Origin of the sequence: Streptomyces sp. NBC_00385, from assembly GCF_035917155.1 — a bacterium.
In the GTDB taxonomy this organism is placed as follows: Bacteria; Actinomycetota; Actinomycetes; order Streptomycetales; family Streptomycetaceae; genus Streptomyces; species Streptomyces poriferorum.
The window spans coordinates 3,829,980-3,850,950 of sequence record NZ_CP107951.1 but is presented as its reverse complement, the minus strand read 5'-3'; the positions used below and the strand labels follow the sequence as shown (position 1 = coordinate 3,850,950).

General features: G+C 71.7%; 20 protein-coding genes. 14 read left to right on the top strand and 6 right to left on the bottom strand.

The genetic code is table 11. From position 1 onward, the window contains the following. The first annotated feature begins 33 nt into the window (after positions 1–33). Positions 34–1,368: an MDR family MFS transporter gene (locus tag OG959_RS16910; protein WP_326659312.1), complete on the top strand. Its 1,335-nt coding sequence runs from the start codon at positions 34–36 to the stop codon at positions 1,366–1,368. 74 nt (positions 1,369–1,442) lie between these two features. Here the strand turns inward: OG959_RS16910 and OG959_RS16905 are convergent, their stop codons facing one another. Together OG959_RS16905 and phoU are read right to left on the bottom strand one after the other, a co-directional pair. After that, entirely contained in the window at positions 1,443–1,592 is a 150-nt protein-coding gene (locus OG959_RS16905) for a hypothetical protein (protein ID WP_187285195.1), read from the bottom strand. Between the two features lie 197 nt (positions 1,593–1,789). Then, positions 1,790–2,467, bottom strand: a complete 678-nt coding sequence (phoU, locus tag OG959_RS16900) for a phosphate signaling complex protein PhoU (protein ID WP_148019406.1) — start codon at positions 2,465–2,467, stop codon at positions 1,790–1,792. Positions 2,468–2,665: 198 nt separating this feature from the next. Between phoU and OG959_RS16895 the strand changes: the two genes are divergently transcribed. After that, positions 2,666–3,940, top strand: a complete 1,275-nt coding sequence (locus tag OG959_RS16895) for a sensor histidine kinase (protein ID WP_326659309.1) — start codon at positions 2,666–2,668, stop codon at positions 3,938–3,940. Next, positions 3,937–4,617 (top strand): response regulator transcription factor, encoded by a 681-nt coding sequence (locus tag OG959_RS16890; protein WP_073733027.1) that lies wholly within the window; start codon positions 3,937–3,939, stop codon positions 4,615–4,617. Before OG959_RS16895 ends, OG959_RS16890 begins: the two co-directional genes overlap by 4 nt. Before the next feature lie 108 nt (positions 4,618–4,725). On the opposite strand, the gene OG959_RS16885 is transcribed toward OG959_RS16890, so the two are convergent. Next, the gene (locus tag OG959_RS16885) at positions 4,726–5,403 is read right to left on the bottom strand and encodes a DUF461 domain-containing protein (RefSeq protein WP_326659307.1); all 678 of its coding nucleotides are present in this window, start codon (positions 5,401–5,403) and stop codon (positions 4,726–4,728) included. Between the two features lie 680 nt (positions 5,404–6,083). Here OG959_RS16885 and OG959_RS16880 point away from each other — a divergent pair. The 11 genes from OG959_RS16880 to OG959_RS16830 all read left to right on the top strand — a co-directional run bounded on the left by OG959_RS16880 (position 6,084) and on the right by OG959_RS16830 (position 18,350). Further along, complete coding sequence (locus OG959_RS16880; protein ID WP_006380568.1) at positions 6,084–6,566, top strand: CarD family transcriptional regulator; 483 nt, start codon at positions 6,084–6,086, stop codon at positions 6,564–6,566. A gap of 477 nt (positions 6,567–7,043) precedes the next feature. Then, entirely contained in the window at positions 7,044–7,790 is a 747-nt protein-coding gene (ispD, locus tag OG959_RS16875) for a 2-C-methyl-D-erythritol 4-phosphate cytidylyltransferase (protein WP_326659305.1), read from the top strand. Continuing rightward, positions 7,780–8,292, top strand: coding sequence for a 2-C-methyl-D-erythritol 2,4-cyclodiphosphate synthase (gene ispF, locus OG959_RS16870; RefSeq protein ID WP_326659303.1), 513 nt, complete (start codon positions 7,780–7,782; stop codon positions 8,290–8,292). Before ispD ends, ispF begins: the two co-directional genes overlap by 11 nt. Positions 8,293–8,417: 125 nt before the next feature. Further along, the gene (locus OG959_RS16865; protein ID WP_326659301.1) at positions 8,418–9,011 is read left to right on the top strand and encodes a GNAT family N-acetyltransferase; all 594 of its coding nucleotides are present in this window, start codon (positions 8,418–8,420) and stop codon (positions 9,009–9,011) included. A gap of 27 nt (positions 9,012–9,038) precedes the next feature. After that, on the top strand, positions 9,039–10,559 hold the full coding sequence (locus OG959_RS16860; protein WP_326659299.1) for an ABC transporter substrate-binding protein: 1,521 nt from the start codon (positions 9,039–9,041) through the stop codon (positions 10,557–10,559). Between the two features lie 4 nt (positions 10,560–10,563). Continuing rightward, positions 10,564–12,288: an ABC transporter permease subunit gene (locus OG959_RS16855; RefSeq protein WP_326659297.1), complete on the top strand. Its 1,725-nt coding sequence runs from the start codon at positions 10,564–10,566 to the stop codon at positions 12,286–12,288. Then, on the top strand, positions 12,285–13,550 hold the full coding sequence (locus OG959_RS16850; protein WP_326659295.1) for an MFS transporter: 1,266 nt from the start codon (positions 12,285–12,287) through the stop codon (positions 13,548–13,550). Before OG959_RS16855 ends, OG959_RS16850 begins: the two co-directional genes overlap by 4 nt. Next, positions 13,547–13,951, top strand: coding sequence for a PPOX class F420-dependent oxidoreductase (locus tag OG959_RS16845; RefSeq protein WP_326659293.1), 405 nt, complete (start codon positions 13,547–13,549; stop codon positions 13,949–13,951). Before OG959_RS16850 ends, OG959_RS16845 begins: the two co-directional genes overlap by 4 nt. 114 nt (positions 13,952–14,065) lie before the next feature. Then, positions 14,066–15,469: a cysteine--tRNA ligase gene (cysS, locus tag OG959_RS16840; protein ID WP_326659291.1), complete on the top strand. Its 1,404-nt coding sequence runs from the start codon at positions 14,066–14,068 to the stop codon at positions 15,467–15,469. A gap of 82 nt (positions 15,470–15,551) precedes the next feature. Then, on the top strand, positions 15,552–16,508 hold the full coding sequence (gene rlmB / locus OG959_RS16835; RefSeq protein ID WP_326659289.1) for a 23S rRNA (guanosine(2251)-2'-O)-methyltransferase RlmB: 957 nt from the start codon (positions 15,552–15,554) through the stop codon (positions 16,506–16,508). A gap of 198 nt (positions 16,509–16,706) precedes the next feature. After that, the gene (locus OG959_RS16830; protein ID WP_326659287.1) at positions 16,707–18,350 is read left to right on the top strand and encodes a DoxX family membrane protein; all 1,644 of its coding nucleotides are present in this window, start codon (positions 16,707–16,709) and stop codon (positions 18,348–18,350) included. A gap of 93 nt (positions 18,351–18,443) precedes the next feature. Here the strand turns inward: OG959_RS16830 and OG959_RS16825 are convergent, their stop codons facing one another. The 3 genes from OG959_RS16825 to OG959_RS16815 all read right to left on the bottom strand — a co-directional run bounded on the left by OG959_RS16825 (position 18,444) and on the right by OG959_RS16815 (position 20,946). Beyond that, positions 18,444–19,154 carry a nucleotidyltransferase family protein gene (locus tag OG959_RS16825; protein ID WP_326659285.1) on the bottom strand — a complete coding sequence of 237 codons (711 nt, stop codon included), beginning with the start codon at positions 19,152–19,154 and terminating at the stop codon, positions 18,444–18,446. Between the two features lie 34 nt (positions 19,155–19,188). Beyond that, on the bottom strand, positions 19,189–19,602 hold the full coding sequence (locus OG959_RS16820) for a hypothetical protein (protein WP_326659283.1): 414 nt from the start codon (positions 19,600–19,602) through the stop codon (positions 19,189–19,191). A gap of 207 nt (positions 19,603–19,809) precedes the next feature. After that, positions 19,810–20,946, bottom strand: a complete 1,137-nt coding sequence (locus tag OG959_RS16815) for an ABC transporter ATP-binding protein (RefSeq protein WP_219574298.1) — start codon at positions 20,944–20,946, stop codon at positions 19,810–19,812. Between the last annotated feature and the right edge of the window lie 25 nt (positions 20,947–20,971).

The window sequence follows — 20,971 nt, the reverse complement described above, 5'->3', positions numbered from 1 at the left end:
GCATCCACATCCGTACGTCCTGGGGGAACCCGTATGTCTGTCGCCGGTCTCAGACGGGCCACCCGTGAATCCGTCTCCGGTCTCCCCAGGGAGTTCTGGTGGCTGTGGACCAGCACCCTGGTCAACCGCCTCGGGGCGTTCGTCGCCACCTTCATGGCCCTGTACCTGACCCTGGACCGGGGTTACTCCGCCTCGTACGCCGGTCTGGTCGCCGCGCTGCACGGGCTCGGCGGGGTCGTTTCCTCACTCGTGGCCGGTGTGATGACGGACCGTTTCGGGCGGCGGCCCACGATGCTCGTCGCGCAGCTGTCGACCGCCGTCTCGGTGGCCGTGCTCGGCTTCATGGCCCATCCGGTGGCGATCGCCGCCGTCGCCTTCTGTGTCGGCATGGCCAGCAGCGCCTCTCGCCCCGCGGTCCAGGCGATGATCGCCGACATCGTCCCGGCGAAGGACCGGGTGCGGGCCTTCTCGCTCAACTACTGGGCGATCAACCTGGGGTTCGCGGTCTCGTCCGCCGGGGCCGGGTTCGTCGCCGAGTACAGCTACCTCGCCGGTTTCGTCGGCGAGGCGGTGATGACGCTGTGCTGCGCGGTCGTCGTCTTCATGAAGGTGCCGGAGTCCCGGCCGCAGAAGACCCCGGCCGCGGCGACGGACGCGCGTGCCGCCGGCGACGGCATCCGGCTCGGCACGGTGCTGCGGGACGGACGGTTCATGGGCGTCGTCGGGCTGTCGTTCGTGATCGCCCTGATCTTCCAGCAGGGGTACGTGGGGCTGCCGGTGGCCATGGGGGCCGACGGGTTCAGCAGCTCCGACTTCGGCTCGGCGGTCGCCGTCAACGGCGTGCTGATCGTGGTGCTCCAGATCCCGGTCACCCGGTTCATCCAGAGCCGTGACCCGCGCCAACTGCTCATCGTGTCGTCGCTGCTCGCCGGGTACGGGTTCGGGCTGACGGCCTTCGCCGGTTCGGTGGCGGTCTACGCGCTGACCATCTGCGTCTGGACGGTAGCCGAGATCGTCAACGCGCCCGTGCAGAACGGTCTGGTCGTCCAGCTCTCACCTGCTCACGGCCGGGGCCGCTACCAGGGCATGTACGCCCTGTCCTGGTCGGCCGCGGCGCTCGTGGCCCCGCTGATGTCCGGTGTGGTGATCGACCACTTCGGGGCCGGGTGGCTGTGGGGGACGTGCGCGGTGCTGGGTACCGCGGCGGCGTTCGGCTACTGGCTGCTGATGCGGAACCTGCCGCAGGGCGGCGCGGTACCGGCGCCGGCACCCGCGGTCGTGAGCGGACCGGTCGGAGCGGCAGGACCGGTCGGAGCGGGTGCGGTCCAGGGCGCCGGTGCCGAGCCCGCTGTGGAGCGGACGGCCTGATCAGAGCACGGGGGCGGCCCCGCGCGGACGATGCGCGTCCGTGCGGGGGCGCCCTCCGTCGTTGCGCGCGCCCGTCAGCCGGAGCAGCCGCCGCACTGGCACGGCGCGCCGGACTGGCAGCCGCACCCGCAGCCCGATCCGCAGCCGCAGGCGCCGACGACGCCCCGGTGCGCCACGTCGGCGGGTGTCTCCTGCTGGGGTTCGGTCGTGGGGGAATCGGCCATGGTTCCTCCTCAAGGTGTACGACAGGGCCGTACGCCCGTCCGGGGCCCACGACCGGGGCGTACGGAAAGGTCGTGCCGCCCCATCCCATTGCATGCCCAGCCGGGCGGGCGCATCAACGGCGCACACGCGCAGGAACGCATGTGCGAGTCCCTGGCGCCGGCTGCGTCCGCGTGGCCGGCCGTGCGTGTCCGGCCGGCTACGCGCCCTCGACCGGCGTCGGCTGCTGGATCTCGTCCGCGTGCTCGCCCGTCACCAGGTAGACGACGCGCTTGGCCACCGACACCGCGTGGTCGGCGAACCGCTCGTAGTAGCGGCCGAGCAGTGTCACGTCGACGGCCGTCTCGATGCCGTGCTTCCAGCGGTCGTCCATCAGGTGCTGGAACAGCGTGCGGTGCAGCAGGTCCATCTCGTCGTCGTCCTGTTCCAGCTGGAGCGCCAGGTCGACGTCCTTGGTGATGATCACCTCGGCGGCCTTGGCCATCAGGCGCTGCGCGAGCTGGCCCATCTCCAGGATGGTGGCGTGCAGGTCGTCCGGGACCGCCTTCTGCGGGAAGCGCAGCCGGGCCAGCTTGGCGACGTGCTGGGCGAGGTCGCCCGAGCGCTCCAGGTCGGCGCTCATCCGCAGCGAGGTGACCACGATCCGCAGATCGGTCGCCACCGGCTGCTGGCGGGCCAGCAGCGCGATGGCCCGGGCCTCCAGGTCGTGCTGGAGGTCGTCGACCTTCTGGTCCGCGGCGATCACGGTCTCCGCGAGCTTGAGGTCGGCGTCGAGCATGGACGTCGTCGCCCGGCCGATCGCCGATCCGACGAGCCGGGCCATCTCGACCAGCCCCTCGCCGATCGAGTCGAGTTCCTCGTGGTACGCGTCACGCATGGGAAGTCCCTCTCCAGTCCTAAACCGAGGCCGGGGCCAGCTCTGAACCCCACGGTGCCACCGTGACGGCCGTACGCGTCGGGTTCCGACCGGCCAAGTGAACCGGTGCTTGCCCCTCGGTGAACTCTGGGCGACGAGTGTTCGGATAGGCACTCGGACGGCTGGGAGAGTGTCGGTGGAGCCGCATAACCTGGAGCCATGGACGTGAACGCGGCGGTCGCCGCAGCTGCAGCGATCGCCGGGGTGTGTACCGGCGTGATCGCGATGCTGGCGTTCCGCTGGAGCGAGCGCGACCAGAAGAAACCCACGCGTACGTCCCTGCGGCCCGACAGCGGTGCCCCCCTGCCCCCCGGCGTCGACACGGTCCTGTCCGTGCTCAGCTCCTCCGCGGTCGTGCTCGACGAGAGCGACAGCGTCGTCAAGGCCAGCTCCGCCGCGTACGCGCTGGGACTGGTCAGGGGAGGGCGTCTGGCCGTCGAGCCGATGCTGAACATGGCCAGGGACACCCGCCGTGACGGGGAGATACGACAGGTCGAGCTGGACCTGCCCCGGCGCGGTACGGGCCGGGGCGAGGCCCTCGCGGTCTCCGCCCGGGTCGCCCCGCTGGGCTCCCGCCTGGTGCTGCTGCTGGTCGAGGACCTCACCGAGGCCCGCCGCATCGAAGCGGTCCGGCGCGACTTCGTCGCCAACGTCAGCCATGAGCTCAAGACCCCGACCGGTGCACTGTCCCTGCTCTCGGAGGCCGTCATGGACGCCTCCGACGATCCGGAGGCGGTGGAGCGGTTCGCCGGCCGGATGCAGATAGAAGCGACCCGGCTCACCAACCTCGTCCAGGAGCTCATCGACCTCTCCCGGGTGCAGAACGACGACCCGCTGGAGGACGCCGAGCCGGTCCGGGTCGACGAACTGGTCGCCGAGGCCATCGACCGCTGCCGGCAGCAGGCCGGTTCCAAGCAGATCACCATGGCCTCGGGCGGCACCGCCGAGCTCCGCATATGGGGCAACCGCGGTCAGCTCGCCGCCGCGCTCGGCAACCTCGTCGAGAACGCCGTCAACTACAGCCCCGCCCGCACCCGCGTCGGCATCGCCGTCCGCCGGGTGGTCGTACCCGGCGGGGACGAGATCGAGATCGCCGTGACCGACCAGGGTTTCGGCATCTCGGAGAAGGACCGGGAACGGGTCTTCGAACGCTTCTACCGCGTCGACCCGGCCCGCTCGCGCGCCACCGGTGGCACCGGCCTCGGCCTCGCCATCGTCAAGCACGTGGCCGCCTCGCACGGCGGGGAGGTCACCGTCTGGAGCTCGGAGGGACAGGGCTCCACCTTCACCCTGCGGCTGCCCGAAGCGGGCTCCGTACGGGCCCGGGACCGCACATCGGGCGGTCCTCTCATCGTCAACGGCGACGAGGCGTCCCACCGGGGCGCCGCACCCGACACTTTTGATTCGTTCCCTGCCCCGGAGGCTCTTCCGTGACCCGAGTGCTTGTCGTCGAGGATGAGGAATCCTTCAGCGACGTCCTGTCCTACATGCTCCGCAAGGAAGGCTTCGAGGTCGCCATCGCGGCCACCGGCCCCGACGGCCTGGACGAGTTCGAGCGCAACGGCGCCGACCTCGTGCTCCTCGACCTGATGCTGCCCGGCCTGCCCGGCACGGAGGTCTGCCGGCAGCTGCGCAGCAAGTCCAACGTCCCCGTGATCATGGTCACCGCCAAGGACAGCGAGATCGACAAGGTCGTCGGCCTGGAAATAGGGGCCGACGACTATGTGACCAAGCCCTTCTCCTCGCGCGAGCTCGTCGCCCGCATCCGCGCGGTGCTGCGCCGCCGCGGTGAGCCGGAGGAGGTCACTCCGGCCGCGCTGGAGGCCGGCCCGGTGCGGATGGACGTGGACCGGCACGTCGTCACGGTCTCGGGCGGCAAGGTCGACCTGCCGCTGAAGGAGTTCGACCTGCTGGAGATGCTGCTGCGCAACGCCGGCCGGGTGCTGACCCGGATGCAGCTGATCGACCGGGTCTGGGGCGCGGACTACGTGGGTGACACCAAGACCCTCGACGTCCACGTGAAGCGGCTGCGCGCCAAGATCGAGCCGGATCCGGGCGCCCCGCGGTTCCTCGTGACGGTGCGGGGTCTCGGGTACAAGTTCGAGCCGTAAACCGGCCCGACGCCCCGGCCCCGGGGCGATACGACAAGCAGGTGTGGCTGAGGCGCCTCCCGGCCCGGGAGGCGCCTCAGCCACACCTGCTTGTCGTGCGGGATGCGGTCAGCCCGGCTGCTGGGAGTCGGACGCCGCGTCGCTCGGGGTGGTGGTGTCGCCTTCCGAGGCCGGGGCCGAGGGGCTCCCGGTCGAGGCGCCCGGCGTCTCGGACGCGGAACCGGTCGGCGTCGCCTCGGGCGAGTTCTCCGGCTTCTTAGGGGTCTCCGGCAGTGCGCTGGGGCCGAAGCCCTTGAAGTAGCCGGTGGCGGGCACGACGGAGGCGCCGAGCGGGATGTCGCCGGTCCGGCTGAACTTGAAGACCAGCGGCTGCACGTTGCCGTTCTGCGTGGCCTCGTGGCCGTTCTCGATCACGGCGGAGGCGTTGCCCTTGCCGCCGAGGACCACCCGGCCGCCGGCCGGTACGACGACCGGTCCCGAACCCTTGGCGGCGTGCAGCTCCACGGAGCCGCTGCCACCCGTCAGGGTGATGGCGTCGAGCGTCTCCGGCTCGGTGCCGTTGTTGAACAGCGTGGCGGTGACCGCGGCCGGGCCTTCGGCACCGTGCTCCGGCTGGGTGACCACGTTGGCGTTCTGGATCTTGATGTCGCCGGACGACGTGGCGGCGTTGTCAGGCCTGACTTCGAGCGTCTGCGCGTTCTTGCCGGCTCCGCATGCGGAGAGCGCGGCGATCGAGAACACGATGGCAGTGGCGGCGAGGGCGCCGTGTCGAAGGCTGCGGCTCACGGCGGCGGCAACTCCTTGAACGAGCGGACTTACGGACGGGGTCGGGCGAGCGGTGTAAAGCCGCCCTAAGGGTGTGTCAGCGGCCAGGTTACCGAGCCGCCGTCCCGGCCCCGCACCCGACCCGCCCCTGACGGCCCGGGGGATCCTGGCCCGACGGCCCCGCATGATCGCGGGCCGGCGTGCGCGAGATCATTCGCACGCCGTTCACATAACGCGCTTGATCAATTCCGCCACCTGTTCCGCCGCACGTTCCGCCGGGTGTTCCCCCTGCGCTTCGTGTCCCTGTTCAGCCGCTGTTCAAGGGGCTGTGGCGCATTCATTGCACATAATCCTCACGGCGTCCGGCGTTGATCAATTTCATTGCCCACCGGTACTGCCGTCGCCACTAACCGCCGTACGGGTGATCGATCTCCGAACGGAGTACGGAATGTTCATCATCCGGAACCCGGCAAAACGGGACGTCTCGTCACTTCCGAGCGGGTTCCGGTAGGTGTAACGTCCGCGTTTCTCCTCGCCCGCACAGCGGCTCCGACCTGCGAATACCGTCCTCCGCGAGCCTTCCGCAGCACGTCCGTGTTGCAGTTGTCAAGCCCCGAGATATGCCCTGACCTGCGAAAACGCCATTCAGGAGAAGCTGTTCTCGTGTTACTCTTGATAGCCACGGAAGGGGTACCTGTCACATGACGTTCAAGGTTGGCGACACCGTGGTCTATCCCCATCACGGGGCCGCGCTGATCGAGGCTATCGAAACTCGCCAGATCAAAGGCGTGGACAAGACCTACTTGGTGCTCAAGGTCGCTCAGGGCGACTTGACGGTGCGTGTACCGGCGGACAATGCGGAGTTCGTAGGTGTGCGCGACGTAGTCGGGCAGGAAGGGCTGGACCGGGTCTTCGAGGTGCTGCGCGCGCCGTATGCCGAGGAGCCGACGAACTGGTCCCGACGCTACAAGGCAAATCTCGAGAAGCTCGCATCCGGTGATGTCATCAAGGTCGCGGAAGTTGTTCGTGACCTGTGGCGTCGCGAGCGCGAGCGCGGACTCTCCGCAGGTGAGAAGCGCATGCTCGCCAAGGCTCGCCAGATCCTGGTGAGTGAGCTCGCTCTCGCGGAGAACACGAACGAGGACAAGGCCGAGGCTCTTCTTGACGAGGTCCTCGCGTCCTGAACCGGATCGCACCGGTCGTAAATAATGTGCCGCGGTGCCCGCTGACCAGCCGTTTTCACGGTGTGTCGTCGGGCGCTGCGGCATGTCCGGCTGTGTTCATGTCCGGGTCCCGCCCGGCGGCGTTGTTTCCAGCTGCGTCGTTTCCAGCTGTCACGTCCGGCCGCGGCACGGTGACGTCGTCCGGGCGGTGCATCCGGTCCGGCGGACGCCTGCGGATGGCGTGGCCGTGGCCTGATGAAACCGGATGTTCTCCCCGATGCGCCGATGCGTTGGCCTCATCGACGATCCCCCGGTACTTTGCTCGCGATCTTGTGAAGTCGACGTGTGAGGCCGATCCCGAGCGGCCGGGGTGGTACCCGTCTCGCCCGGGGTCACGGAAAGGGTCCCGGTCGAGTCATGGCGTAGCGCCCGGCTCGCTTGTGGCCATACCCACGTCGGCCGTGGAGACAAACATGCCGATGCTTCGGAGTGCAACCGATGTCTGATCAATCGCGTCCTTACCGCACCGCCGCCGTGATTCCCGCGGCCGGCCGCGGCGTACGGCTCGGCCCGGGCGCCCCCAAGGCGCTCCGCGCCCTGGGCGGGACGCCCATGCTCATCCACGCCGTACGGGCCATGGCGGCCTCCCGCCATGTGTCCCTGGTCGTGGTCGTCGCGCCGCCGGAGGGCGCGCCGGAGGTGCGGCATCTGCTCGACGAGCACGCCCTGCCCGAGCGCACCGACTTCCTGGTGGTGCCCGGCGGCGGGACCCGGCAGGAGTCGGTGAAGCTCGGACTCGACGCGCTGCCCGAGGACGTCGCCGTCGTCCTCGTCCACGACGCGGCCCGCCCGCTCGTGCCCGTCGACACGGTCGACGCGGTGATCGAGGCGGTACGGGACGGAGCGCCCGCCGTCGTCCCCGCGCTGCCGCTCGCCGACACCGTCAAGGAGGTCGAGCCCGGTGCGCCGGGGGAGTCCGAACCGGTGCTGTCCACCCCGGTACGGGCCCGGCTCCGCGCGGTGCAGACCCCGCAGGGTTTCGACCGCGACACGCTGATGCGGGCCCACGAGGAGGTCGCCGTCAGCGGCGAGGGCGCGACCGACGACGCGGGCATGGTCGAGCGGCTCGGGGCGCCCGTCGTGGTCGTTCCCGGCCACGAGGAGGCGTTCAAGGTGACCCGGCCGCTGGATCTGGTCCTGGCCGAGGCGGTTCTCGCACGCAGGAGGGCGAACGATGGCTTCTGAGGTTTCCGACGGGCGCACCGCACCCGTGATCCCGCTCGTGGGGATCGGCACCGACATCCACGCCTTCGAGGAGGGCCGCGAACTGTGGTGCGCGGGCCTGCTGTGGGAGGGCGAGGGCCCCGGCCTGGCCGGCCACTCCGACGCCGACGTCGTCGCGCACGCCGCCTGCAACGCGCTGTTCTCGGCCGCCGGTCTCGGTGACCTCGGGCAGCACTTCGGCACCGGGCGCCCCGAGTGGTCCGGCGCCGCGGGTGTCACGCTGCTGACCGAGGCGGCCAGGATCGTCCGGTCCGAGGGCTTCGAGATCGGCAACGTGGCCGTCCAGGTCGTCGGCGTACGCCCGAAGATCGGCAAGCGGCGCGACGAGGCGCAGAAGGTCCTGTCCGCCGCCGTGGGCGCACCGGTCTCGCTCTCCGCCGCCACCTCCGACGGGCTCGGCTTCACCGGCCGGGGCGAGGGCATCGCCGGTATCGCGACGGCCCTGGTCTACCGCATCGGCTGACCCGCCCGAGGTTGCTCCGGGGGCCTGACCTGGGCGTCCCCGGAGCCCGCAGCCTTGTTGCACATCACTTGCACGTACGCTGGTGCGGCAATGGTGTGGCGCGCAAGGGACGGTGAAGCTCCGGGATGAGTACGACGACGATCGCTCCGGTACGGGCCGAGGCCGGCGGGTACGTCGTGCGCACCGCCGGGCCGCCGGACATCGGCGGCGCGCGCGCCGTCATGCTCGACACCGTCTACCGCGACCTGCGCTCCGGCTACGTACCGCGCTGGCACGCCGACATCATCGACCCCGAGGCCGCCTATCTGCGCCCCGTGCGCTGCACGTTGCTGGTGGCCGAGCGCGACGGCGAGATCGTCGCGACGGGTGCCGTGCGGGACCGGGGTCCGCAGGCGCCGCCCAATCCGCGCTGGGTCGCCGACCGTTTCCCGTCCGGCACCACCGCCCAGCTCTGCCGCATCTACGTCGCGCCGGAGCATCGCAGGCACGGTCTCGCGCGCCGGATGGTGCGCGAGCTCTGCGACTTCGTCGCGCGGGCCGGCGGGTACGAGGCGATCTACCTGCACACCGATCCCGCCGTGCCGGGTGCCGAGCCGTTCTGGCGGTCGCTGGCGCGGGAGGTGTGCGACGAGCGCGCGCTGCCGGGCGGCGGCCAGGGCATCGTCCACTTCGAGCTGCCGCTGCCTCCGGAAGCGCCGAAGCCCGCCGCTTCCAAATGACAATCATTTTCATATAAGGTCGTTGCCATGCCCACGCCCCGACGCCGTCGCTCCGCGCTGCCGCTGACCCTGTCCGCGACCGCCCTCCTCGTCCCGTTCGCCACCGCCTGCTCCGGCGGCGCGTCCGACGGTGCCGCGGCCGGCGGACAACGCCTCCGGGTCGTCATGGCCTTCCCGCCCGCCCAGGCCATGTCCCCCTACGGCGACGACGCCGTCACCCTCAGCCGCCTCGCGGTCATCGAGGGCCTCACCACCCTCGGCCGCGACGGCACGGCGAAGCCCGCACTCGCCGCCTCCTGGAAGCGCGACAGCGCGAAGGAGTGGACCTTCACCCTGCGCGAGGCCACCTTCCACGACGGCACGAAGGTCGACCCGGCCGCCGTCGTCCGCTCACTGACCGCGGCGGGGAAGGCGTCGCCGAAGCCCCGCGTCCTGTCCGACACCGGCCTCACCGCCACGGCCCGGGGCGCCGACACCGTACGGATCGTCACCGACCAGGCCGACCCGCTGCTGCCCCAGCGCCTCGCCAACCCCTCCCTCACGATCCTGTCCGCCGCCGCCTACACCGGCGGCAAGGCCGACCCGGCCGGACACGCCACCGGGCCCTTCGCCCTCGCCACCGTCAAGGGCGCCGTCAGCGCCACCCTGGAACGCAACGACACCTACTGGGGCGCCAAGGCCGAGGCCCCCGGCGTCGACGTCACCTTCGTCGCCGACGGCACCGCCCGCGCCAACGCCCTGCGCACCAAGGCCGTCGACGTCGCCGAGTACGTACCGATCTCCCAGGCCTCCCTCCTCGGCGACGGGCTCGTCCACGAGTTCCCCTCCGCCCGCACCAACGGCCTCTCCCTCAACACCGAGCACGGCGTCTTCGCCGACCCCGCGATGCGCGCCGCGGCCCGCGAGGCCATCGACTCCGAAGCCCTCGTCAAGGCCGTCTACGAAGGCCGCGCCGACGCCGCACAGGGCCTCCTCGGCCCCGGCGTCCCCTGGGCCGCCGACGCCCGCACCACCCCCGTCGGCCGGACGAAGGCCGCCGGCGAGGCACAGGTCGCGCAGACGAAGGAGATCGTCCTCGCTACCTACACCAACCGGCCCGAACTCCCCGAGGTCGCCACCGTCGTCCAGCAGCAGCTCAGCAAGCGCGGCTTCACCGTCAAGCAGGTCGTCCGCGACTACGCCCAGCTGGAGGCGGACGCCCTCGCCGGGAAGTACGACGCCTTCATCCAGGCCCGCAACACCCTCCTGGACACCGCCGACCCGGTCTCCTACCTCGCCTCCGACTTCACCTGCGACGGCACCTTCAACATCTCCCAGCTCTGCGACGAGCACGTCGACGCCGACGTGGACAAGGCCGCCGCCACCACCGGGACCGATGCCCGCCACGCCGCCGCCGCGCGTGCCGAGGCCGACATCCTCGGCACCGACGCCCTCGTACCGCTGCTCCACGAACGCTTCGTCCAGGGCTACGACGACAGCCGCGTCCAGGGCGTCTCCCTCGACCCGCTGGAACGCACCCTCATCACCGCGGACACCCGCCTCGGATGACCCGGTGAAACACCTGGCCGGCCGGTTCGCCGCACTTCTAGCGGTCGTCGCCGTCATCGGGATGCTGCCCCGCCTGACCCGCACCGACCCCGCCCTCACGATCCTGCACGCCCGTTACGCCGACCGGCCGCCCACCCCCGAGACCCTCGCCGCCATCCGAGCCGAGACCGGCCTGGACGGCGGCCCCCTTCACCTCCTCGGCGACTGGTCGGCCGGACTGCTGCGGGGCGACCTCGGCACCTCCTGGGTCTCCGGGCAGCCCGTCGCCCCGGACGCGATACCCGCCCTCGGGGTCTCCCTCACCCTCATGGGCGCCTCGCTCCTGGTCGCCCTCCTGACCGCCGCGGCCCTCGCCGCGCGCACCCTGGGCCGCGGGGCACGCCACCGGAACGTCACCGCGGGGGCCGGCACCGGCGCCGCCGTCCTCGCCGCCCTCCCCGAGTTCCTCATCGCCGCCGTCCTCGCCGCGGTCGTCGCCGTCCGGCTGGACTGGCTCCCCGCTCTCGGCTGGGGCACCCCCGAACAGACCGTGCTGCCCGCCCTCGCCATGGGCATCCCCGCCGGCGCCCTCCTCGGCCGCCTCCTGGACGACGCACTGCCCGCCGCCTTCGCCGAACCCTGGGCCCGCGCCGCCACCGCGGCGGGCCTGCCCGGACACCGCACCGCCCGCCACGCCCTGCGCCGCACCCTGCCCGGCCTGCTGCCCCAGCTCGGCCTGGTCGTCGTCGGACTCACCGGCGGAGCCGTCGCCGTCGAGACCCTGTACGCCATCCCCGGCCTCGGGGGCACCGCCCTGGCCGCCGCACTCGCCCAGGACCTGCCCGTCCTCCAGGCCTGCGTCCTGCTCCTGCTGCTCCTCGGCACCGCCGCCGGACTCGCCACCCGCCTCACCGCACGCGCCCTCCTCGGCCCCGCCCTCGACGACGGCGCCCTGCCCGCCCTCGTCCCGCCGGCCGCCCGCGCACGCCGGTCCCTGATCACCGGCGCACTCCTTCTCGCCGCACTCTTCGCCGCCGTGACCCTCGCCGGCCTCCTGCGCGACCCGCTCCACATCGACGCCGCCGCCCGTCTCGCCGGACCCTCCGCCGCCCATCCCTTCGGCACGGACTCCCTCGGCCGCGACATCCTCGCCCGCCTCGGCCACGGAGCCGCCCGCACCGCCCTGACCGCCCTCGCCGTCTCCGCCGCCACCCTGCTCCTGGGCCTCGCGCTCGGCGCGGCGGGCGCCGGAGCACTCACCGAGACCGCCAACGCACTGCCCGCGATCCTCACCGGCCTCGTCGTCGCAGGCATCGCCGGCCCCGGCCCCTGGAGCGCCGCAGCCGCCGTCACCGCCGTCGCCTGGGCGCCCCTCGCCGCCCACACCGCCGCCCTGTACACCCAGGAACGCGCCGCCCCGCACCTCGCCGCCGCCCGGGTACTCGGTGCCGGACGGCTTCATCTGCTGCGCCGCCACCTCCTGCCCGGCGTCCTGCCCCCCGTCGCCCGCCACGCCGCCCTGCGTATCCCCGCCATCGCCCTGGCCCTCGCCTCGCTCGGCTTCCTCGGCCTCGGCACCGAGCCGCCCTCACCCGAATGGGGGCGCATGCTCTCCGAAAACCTTCCCTACGCCGAACGCGCCCCCTGGTCCGTCCTCGCCCCCGCCGCCGCCCTCGCCGTCCTCGGCGCGCTGGCCGCGCTCACCACAGCGGCGGTGCGGGGCCGTGGAACCCGGAAACATCCCGCATGAGCTCCACCCCCACCCCCTACCTCCGCCTCCTCACCACCACCCAGTTCGCCTTCAACACCGGCTTCTACGCCGTCCTGCCCTACCTCGCCACCCACCTCGGCACCGGCCTCGGCATGACCGGCTGGCTCATCGGCCTCGTCCTCGGTCTCCGCACCTTCAGCCAGCAAGGCCTCTTCGTCATCGGCGGCGCCCTCACCGACCGCTACGGCCCCAGGCCCGTCGTCCTCACCGGCTGCGCCCTGCGCATCGCCGGATTCGGCTGGCTCGCCTTCGCCGCGTCCACCGCCACCGTCATCGGCGCCGTCCTGCTCACCGGATTCGCCGCCGCGCTCTTCTCACCCGCCGTCGAATCCGAGACCGCCCGCGAAGCCGTCCGGCACGAACAGCGCACCGGCACCCCGCGCGCCCACGTACTCGCCCGGTTCTCCGCCGCCGGACAGGCCGGCGCCTTCCTCGGCCCCCTCCTCGGCTCGCTGCTCCTCCTCCTGGACGGCGGCTTCCGCGCCGCCTGCCTCACCGGCGTCCTCGTCTTCGTCGCCGTCCTCGCCGGACACGCCCGGTTCATGCCGCACCGCGACCCCGTCACCCGAACGGCCGCACACCGCGGCGCGGTGCGACAGGTCTTCACCAGCCGCCCGTTCCTGCTGCTCTGCCTCGCGTACAGCAGCTACCTCGTCGCGTACAACCAGCTCTACCTCTCGCTGCCCGCCGAGGTGCAGCGCACCACCGGATCGCAGGCCGCCCTCGGCTGGTTCTTCGCCCTCTCCTCCCTCCTCGTCGTTCTCGCCCAGCTGCCCCTGACCCGCTGGTCCGCCCGCCGGCTCGCCCCGCGCACCGCCCTCGTCACCGGGCTCGTCACCGTCGCCGCCGGATTCGCCGCCGTGCCCCTGACCCCGGCCGGCCCCTCCGGACTGCTGCCCCCGGCGGCCCTCGTCGTCCTCCTCACCCTCGGTCAGATGCTCCTCGTGCCCGCCGCCCGCGGCCTCGTACCCGATCTCGTCGACGACCGGCACCTGGGCCTCGCCACCGGAGCGCTCTCCTCCGTCTCCGGCCTCGCCGTCCTCGGCGGCAGCGCCGCCACCGGCGCCCTCCTCGACGCCCCCGCACCCGTCCGCTGGGCCGTCCTCGCCGCCGTCCCGCTGGCCGGCGCCGCCCTGGCACTGACCCTTCCGGTGGGCGCGGACGGGAAACAGGGACGGGCAAGCGGAGGCGGGGTAGGCGTAGAGACATCACCGACCCGCTCAGGAGGACGTACGCCATGACCGCCGCACTCTCCGAAGACCTCAAGGCGCTGCTCGACACCCCGGTCTTCGTCACCGTCGCCACCATCCAGCCCGACGGCAGCCCCCAGGTGTCCCCGGTCTGGGTGAAGCGGGACGGCGACGACGTCCTCATCTCCACCACCACCGGCCGCCGCAAGGAACAGAACCTCGCCCGCGACCCCCGCGTCTCCGTCGTCGTCCAGCCCTTCGACGCCCCGTACACCTACGCCGAGATCCGAGGCACCGCCACCCTCACCACCGAAGGCGGCCAGGCACTCATCGACGAGCTGTCACAGAAGTACACCGGCAAGAAGTACGCCGACTTCAACCCCGCCTCCGGCGACGACGACCCCCGTGTCGTCGTCCGGATCACGCCCCGCAAGGTCGTCGGACGCATCTGAGCCGTACCGGACGATCACCCCTTACGGCTCCGGCCCGCCCGGAGCCGTAACAACTGTCCACGCAATCCTCCAAGGGGTCGCAGGGCACTGGTGCGCGCCCACTACCCTTGAGGCGTGACTATTCGCCTGTACGACACCAGCGCCCGGCAGATCCGTGACTTCGTCCCGCTCACAGCGGGCTGTGTCTCGATCTACCTCTGTGGCGCGACTGTCCAGGCCGCCCCGCACATCGGGCACATCAGGTCCGGACTGAACTTCGACATCATGCGCCGCTGGTTCGCCTACCGCGGCTACGACGTGACGTTCGTCCGGAACGTCACCGACATCGACGACAAGATCATCAAGAAGTCGGCCGAACAGGGCCGCCCCTGGTGGGCCATCGGCTACGAGAACGAGCGCGCCTTCAACGACGGCTACGACGCGCTGGGCTGCCTGCCGCCCACCTACGAGCCCCGCGCCACCGGCCACATCACCGAGATGATCGAGATGATGCGCGGCCTCATCGAGCGCGGGCACGCCTACGCGGCCGACGGCAACGTCTACTTCGACGTCCGCTCGTTCCCCGGCTACCTGGAGCTCTCCAACCAGGACCTCGACGACCTGCGCCAGCCCTCCGGCGACGGCGAGACCGGCAAGCGCGACCAGCGAGACTTCGCCATGTGGAAGGCGTCCAGGCCCGGCGAGCCCAGCTGGGACACCCCGTGGGGCCGCGGCCGCCCCGGCTGGCACCTCGAGTGCTCCGCCATGGCGCACAAGTACCTCGGCACCGCCTTCGACATCCACGGCGGCGGCATCGACCTGATCTTCCCGCACCACGAGAACGAGATCGCCCAGGCCAAGGCCTACGGCGACGACTTCGCGAAGTACTGGGTGCACAACGGCTGGGTCACCATGTCCGGCGAGAAGATGTCCAAGTCGCTCGGCAACTCCGTCCTCGTCAGCGAGATGGTCAAGGCCTGGCGCCCCATCGTGCTGCGCTACTACCTCGGCACCCCGCACTACCGGTCGATGATCGAGTACAGCGAGGAGGCCCTGCGCGAGGCCGAGTCCGCGTTCGCCCGCATCGAGGGCTTCGTCCAGCGCGTCACCGAGAAGGCCGGCGAGACCGTCGCCCCCGCTGCCGAGGTGCCGCCGGCCTTCGCCGAGGCCATGGACGACGACCTGGGCGTCCCGCAGGCCCTCGCGATCATCCACACCACCGTCCGCCAGGGAAACTCCGCCCTCGCCGCCGACGACAAGGAAGCCGCGGTCGCACGCCTCGCCGAGGTCCGTGCCATGCTCGGTGTCCTCGGCCTCGACCCGCTCGACGAGCACTGGGCCGGCGAGAGCGACCGCGGAGACGACCTCCACGGCGTCGTCGACACCCTCGTACGCCTCGTCCTCGACCAGCGCCAGTCCGCACGGGCCCGCAAGGACTGGGCTTCGGCCGACGCCATTCGCGACCAGCTCAACCAGTCCGGGCTCGTCATCGAGGACAGCCCCACCGGACCACGGTGGACACTCGGCCCGCGCCAGTAGTCCTCCATGTGCCGCCCGGCCCGCCGGGCGGCACACTTTCACTTATACGTACGCACGTCTGAAGCAACGAAACAGGTAGGTCATGGCCGGGAACAGCCAGCGCAGGAACCGCCGCACGTCCAACAAGAAGGGCGCTACGGCCGGCAGCGGTGGCCAGCGACGCCGTGGCCTCGAAGGCAAGGGACCGACGCCGCCCGCCGAGGACCGCAAGAAGCACAAGAAGAACCGCATCGCCACCGCCAGGGCCAAGCAGGCAGCCAACCGCCGCCCCGCCCCCCGGCGCGGCGGCGTCAAGGGCACCTCCGAAATGGTCGTCGGCCGCAACCCCGTCTTCGAGGCCCTGCGCGACGGCGTGCCCGCCACCACGCTGTACGTCCAGCAGTACATCGACAACGACGAGCGCGTCCGCGAGGCCCTCCAGCTCGCCGGCGCACGCGGCAACATCAACCTGATGGAAGCCCCGCGCCCCGAGCTCGACCGCATGACGAACGGCCTCAACCACCAGGGCCTCGTCCTCCAGGTCCCGCCGTACCAGTACGCGGAGCCGCAGGACCTCACCGCCGCCGCGTACGACAACGGCGAGGACCCGCTGATCGTCGCCCTCGACGGCGTCACCGACCCGCGCAACCTCGGCGCGATCGTCCGCTCCGTCTCCGCCTTCGGCGGCCACGGCGTGGTCGTGCCCGAGCGCCGCGCCGCCGGCATGACCGCCGGAGCCTGGAAGTCCTCCGCCGGCACCGCCGCGCGTACGCCCGTCTCCCGCGTCACCAACCTGACCCGGGCACTGGAGGCGTACAAGAAGGAAGGCATCGCGATCGTCGGCCTCGCCGCCGACGGCGAGCACACCGTCGAGGACCTCGAAGCCCTCGGCGGCCCCGTCGTCATCGTCATCGGCAGCGAGGGCAAGGGCCTCGGCCGCCTCGTCGGCGAGACCTGCGACTACCGGGTCCGCATCTCCATGCCGGGCGGCGCCGAGTCCCTCAACGCCGGTGTCGCCGCCGGCATCGTGATGTACGAGGTCGCGCGCCGCCGCGCCTGATCAGCCGCCGGGACGGGCCGCACGGCCCGTCCCGCAGGACCACCCGCACAGGCGGCGGCCGACCGGGTCCGCGGGGGCCGCACCGGGGGCGCATCCGGGCACGCGCGCGCCCCGACGCACCCCACCACCCCCTGTTGACGGGCCTCGGACACTTCGACACCGTCAAGGCAGTGTCCTAAACACACATCACTCGGTTAGATGAGTGTGGACACCAGAACGCCTCGGTTCGACGAACAACCCGCCCTGAGCATGGCCAAGGTGGACTGCGACCCCGCGCAGGTCATCGTCAACCACGCCAGCTTCCGGGTGCAGCTCGCCCCCGGCCAGCGCGCACGGCTGCGCGGTGTGGCACCCGCCGGAGCACCCAGGATCCCCGCCATGAGCGGCACCGGAACCGGACGCGGCCGACGCGCCCCGGTCGTGTGGAGCGGCAGGTCCGCCCCCGGCGACCCCGGCGCCAGCGGACTCCTCCAGGCCGTACGGAACTCCACCGCGGGCCGGCCCGACACCGCCTACGACCCGTACGAGCCCTACGCCTCCTACGAGTTCGACAGCGGACACGGCGGCCCCGGCACCCAGGTCATCCCGCGCCTCGAAGAGACCCAGCCCAACCCCGTCATCACCGCACCGCACCAGCCACGCCGCCCCGGCGGCCCGCTGCTGCCCCCCATGCGCCAGGCCGTCGGCGCCTACGACCCCGTCGAGCCCGGCCCGTACGACACCGACGGACACGGCCGCGACGCCTTCGACGGCGACGACGTCACCGACACCCGCGACCGCCGCCACGGCAGCGACACCGTCCGGCACGCGTACTACCCCGGCCGCCGCATGAACCTCGGCGTCGTCCTGCTGCCGATGCGCGTGTTCCTCGGCTTCATCTCCATCTACGCCGGCATGGGCAAGCTCTGCGACCCCGTGTACTTCGACGGCGGCGACCGCGGCTCCATGGTCAAGTGGCTGACCTCGCTCCACCCCTGGGCCCTCGCCGAACCGCTGCGCGACTTCGCCCTCTCCCACCCCGTCGGCGCCGGCCTCACCATCGCCTTCCTCCAGGTCGTCGTCGGCGTCCTCACCGTCCTCGGCCTCTGGCAGCGCGTCGCCGCCTCCATCGGCGCCCTCCTGTCCGCCGCCCTCCTGGTCACCGTCAGCTGGCGCACCGTCGCCGTCTACGACGCACCCGACATCATCTACCTCGCCGCCTGGAGCCCCCTGGTCATCGCGGGCGCCCCCGTCTACTCCGTCGACGGACGCCTCGCCGGAGAAGCCTGGCGCAAGCTCGGCCCCCGCTCCGAGATCTGGGACCTCCGCCGCCGCGTCCTGCGCCGCGGCGCCGTCGTCGCCACCGTCGTCGTCGGCCTCACCCTCCTCATCGGCTCCATGCTCGGTGGCGCCGTGCGCTCCACCGAGGTCGTCACCGTCCCCGGCCCGAACGGCGTCCCCACCAACCAGCTCCCCGGCACCCCGCTCCCCGACAAGTCCCGCAGCGGCAAGGCCTCCCACACCCCCACCGGACAGCGCCCCACCCCCTCCCGCACCACCGCACCCCGCACCCCGTCCGCCAAGGCCTCCACACCCGCCACGGACAGCGTCCGCGAGTCCGGTCAGGCCGCCGGCGCCGGATCCGGCCGGCCCAGCCAGACCCAGGGCACCGGACAGACCACCCCGCAGCAGACCACCCCCCAACAGCAGCCCCCCTCCAGCAGCTCAGGGCCCAGCTCCTCCGGCCCCACCGGCGGCTCCGCCACCGGTGGCGGCACGGACCCCGGCACCGGCTCCACCGGCGGCGCCAGCGGCGGCGGTGGCGGCGGGGGCCGCAACCCCATCGGCGGCCTCCTCGGCTGAGGCCCACCACGCCACACAGAAGGGGCGGGCACCGGAATCGCTTCCGGTGCCCGCCCCTTCTGTGTGGCGACGCGATGCGGCCTGAGAGAGGACCTACTGCCCGTCCAGCTCCTTCGCCGCCTCCGTCAGATCCTTCGCCGTGTCGATGGCCCGCCAGTACGCCCCGTGCGGCAACGGATAACCGGCCAGCCTGCGCTCCCGCGCCAGCCTCGGGAACGTCGTCCGCTCGTGGTCGCCCCGGTCCGGCAGCATCCCCGTGAACGCGGGAGAGAACACGTACACACCCGCGTTGATCAGATACGGCGACGGCGGAGACTCGATGAAGTCCGTGATGTGCCCGAACGCATCCGTCTCCACCGCACCCCACGGAATGCGCGGACGGGCCAGCGCCAGCGTCGCGGTCGCATCACGCTCCGCATGGAACGCGGCCATCTCACGCAACGAGAAACGGGTCCAGATATCACCGTTGGTCGCGTACCAGGGCTGCTCCGGCTCGGGCAGCCGGGCCGCCGCGTACTTCAGTCCGCCACCGCGGCCCAGCGGCTCGGACTCCACCACGGTCGTCACCCGCAACGGCAGCACCGCCGCGTCCAGCCACTCCTGCAGCACCTCGGCGAGATGCCCGCACGACACCACGGCGTCGGTCACGCCCTCGGCGGCCAGCCAGGCAAGCTGATGGCCGATGATCGGCGTCCCGGTGCCCGGGATCTCGACCATCGGCTTGGGGCGGTCATCGGTGTACGGGCGCAGCCGTGACCCGTAGCCACCCGCCAGGATCACGGCCTGCGTCGGAAACGTATGCATGCCAGGCACGATATGCCGTGCCCGGCCGGGACGGTCAGTTGAACTGCGCGACACCCGAGGCGAACGACGTGTCACAGACGGGACGGGAGAAGCGGTGCGCGCGCGTCGGACCGTACTGCTCGACCGCGGCCTTGCCCAGCGCCTTCGCGATCGACATGCAGTGCCGCGCGAGCGACGGACGCCCCTCCACGGCCCGCTGGAGATCCGTCAACGCGACACCCGGGTCCTTCTCCTGGAGCTCCAGGAGAAGCTTGTCGCGCAGAATGTCCTGCGGCGCACGCGCCTTGGCGCGCTTGGAGACGGTCTGGGCCGACGCGGTGAGCAACGTCGACTCGGAGTTGTGAGCTGCCCACGGCACGGCGGTGACCGCGAGGGTCCCGGACAGGACCATGACGACAGGCAGTACGAAAGCGAGAGTTCGGCCGATACGGCGCGCGGTGTGGGTCACGCAGCGAGCGTAGCGGGCAGTGATGATTTGGCGACATTACGTCACTCGCGCGAGGGACGGTTCGAGTGTGCTTTTCGAATCCCGTGTTGACGGCCAGGAGTGAAATGACCGTTGTGCCGGGGAATTTGCCCCTGTCGCCCCAAACCCCCGAACGCGCGGTGGCCCCGCACGCGGAACGTGCGGGGCCACCGTACAGCGGGTGCGGGATCAGTCGGTGAGACGCTCACCGGTCGACGTCGCGAAGACGTGCAGCTCGTCCGGGCGCGGGACGACGTGGAGCTTGGTGCCCTTCTCCGGGACGGCACGGCCGCCGACACGGACGACCAGGTCCTTGTGCTCGCCACCGACCTCGGCGGCGCCGTAGACGAAGCCGTCGGCGCCGAGCTCCTCGACGACGTTGACCGAGACGGCCAGGCCGGCCGGGGCGTCGGAGGACGCCTTGGACAGGCCGGTCGCGGCGGCGCCGCCGTGCTCGACGATGTCGAAGTGCTCGGGGCGGATGCCGACCGTGACGGTGCGGTCACCGCGGTCCGCGGCGGCGGTGAGCGCCTCGCGGGAGACCGGGACGACGCTGTTGCCGAACTTCACGCCACCGTCGGTGATCGGGACCTCGACCAGGTTCATGGCGGGGGAGCCGATGAAGCCGGCCACGAAGAGGTTCGCCGGGCGGTCGTACATGTTGCGCGGCGAGTCGACCTGCTGCAGCAGACCGTCCTTGAGGACCGCGACACGGTCGCCCATGGTGAGGGCCTCGACCTGGTCGTGGGTGACGTACACGGTCGTGATGCCCAGACGGCGCTGGAGCGACGCGATCTGCGTACGGGTGGAGACGCGGAGCTTGGCGTCGAGGTTCGACAGCGGCTCGTCCATGAGGAAGACCTGCGGCTCACGCACGATCGCGCGGCCCATCGCCACACGCTGGCGCTGACCACCGGAGAGCGCCTTCGGCTTGCGGTCCAGGTAGTCGGTGAGGTCCAGCATCTTGGCGGCCTCTTCGACCTTCGCACGGATCTCGGTCTTGTTGATACCGGCGATCTTCAGCGCGAAGCCCATGTTGTCCGCGACGGACATGTGCGGGTAGAGCGCGTAGTTCTGGAACACCATGGCGATGTCCCGGTCCTTCGGCGGCAGGTGCGTGACGTCGCGGTCACCGATGCGGATGGCGCCACCGTTGACGTCCTCGAGACCCGCGAGCATGCGCAGGGAGGTCGACTTGCCACAACCGGAGGGGCCGACGAGGACGAGGAACTCGCCGTCCTCGATGTCGATCTCGAGCTGGTCCACGGCCGGCTTGGTGGAGCCGGGGTAGACGCGGGACGCCTTGTCGAACGTGACACTGGCCATGCTGAATCTTCTCCTCAACCGGCAG

What these genes read in the sequence shown, in the direction of transcription:
- phoU (WP_148019406.1), bottom strand. Translation starts at nt 2,467, where the DNA reads ATGCGTGACGCGTACCACGAGGAACTCGACTCGATCGGCGAGGGGCTG.
- OG959_RS16860 (WP_326659299.1), top strand. Translation starts at nt 9,039, where the DNA reads ATGCCCACGCCCCGACGCCGTCGCTCCGCGCTGCCGCTGACCCTGTCC.
- OG959_RS16845 (WP_326659293.1), top strand. Translation starts at nt 13,547, where the DNA reads ATGACCGCCGCACTCTCCGAAGACCTCAAGGCGCTGCTCGACACCCCG.
- OG959_RS16825 (WP_326659285.1), bottom strand. Translation starts at nt 19,154, where the DNA reads ATGCATACGTTTCCGACGCAGGCCGTGATCCTGGCGGGTGGCTACGGG.
- rlmB (WP_326659289.1), top strand. Translation starts at nt 15,552, where the DNA reads ATGGCCGGGAACAGCCAGCGCAGGAACCGCCGCACGTCCAACAAGAAG.
- OG959_RS16880 (WP_006380568.1), top strand. Translation starts at nt 6,084, where the DNA reads ATGACGTTCAAGGTTGGCGACACCGTGGTCTATCCCCATCACGGGGCC.
- OG959_RS16910 (WP_326659312.1), top strand. Translation starts at nt 34, where the DNA reads ATGTCTGTCGCCGGTCTCAGACGGGCCACCCGTGAATCCGTCTCCGGT.
- OG959_RS16850 (WP_326659295.1), top strand. Translation starts at nt 12,285, where the DNA reads ATGAGCTCCACCCCCACCCCCTACCTCCGCCTCCTCACCACCACCCAG.
- ispD (WP_326659305.1), top strand. Translation starts at nt 7,044, where the DNA reads ATGTCTGATCAATCGCGTCCTTACCGCACCGCCGCCGTGATTCCCGCG.
- ispF (WP_326659303.1), top strand. Translation starts at nt 7,780, where the DNA reads ATGGCTTCTGAGGTTTCCGACGGGCGCACCGCACCCGTGATCCCGCTC.
- OG959_RS16905 (WP_187285195.1), bottom strand. Translation starts at nt 1,592, where the DNA reads ATGGCCGATTCCCCCACGACCGAACCCCAGCAGGAGACACCCGCCGAC.
- OG959_RS16895 (WP_326659309.1), top strand. Translation starts at nt 2,666, where the DNA reads ATGGACGTGAACGCGGCGGTCGCCGCAGCTGCAGCGATCGCCGGGGTG.
- OG959_RS16815 (WP_219574298.1), bottom strand. Translation starts at nt 20,946, where the DNA reads ATGGCCAGTGTCACGTTCGACAAGGCGTCCCGCGTCTACCCCGGCTCC.
- OG959_RS16865 (WP_326659301.1), top strand. Translation starts at nt 8,418, where the DNA reads ATGAGTACGACGACGATCGCTCCGGTACGGGCCGAGGCCGGCGGGTAC.
- OG959_RS16830 (WP_326659287.1), top strand. Translation starts at nt 16,707, where the DNA reads ATGAGTGTGGACACCAGAACGCCTCGGTTCGACGAACAACCCGCCCTG.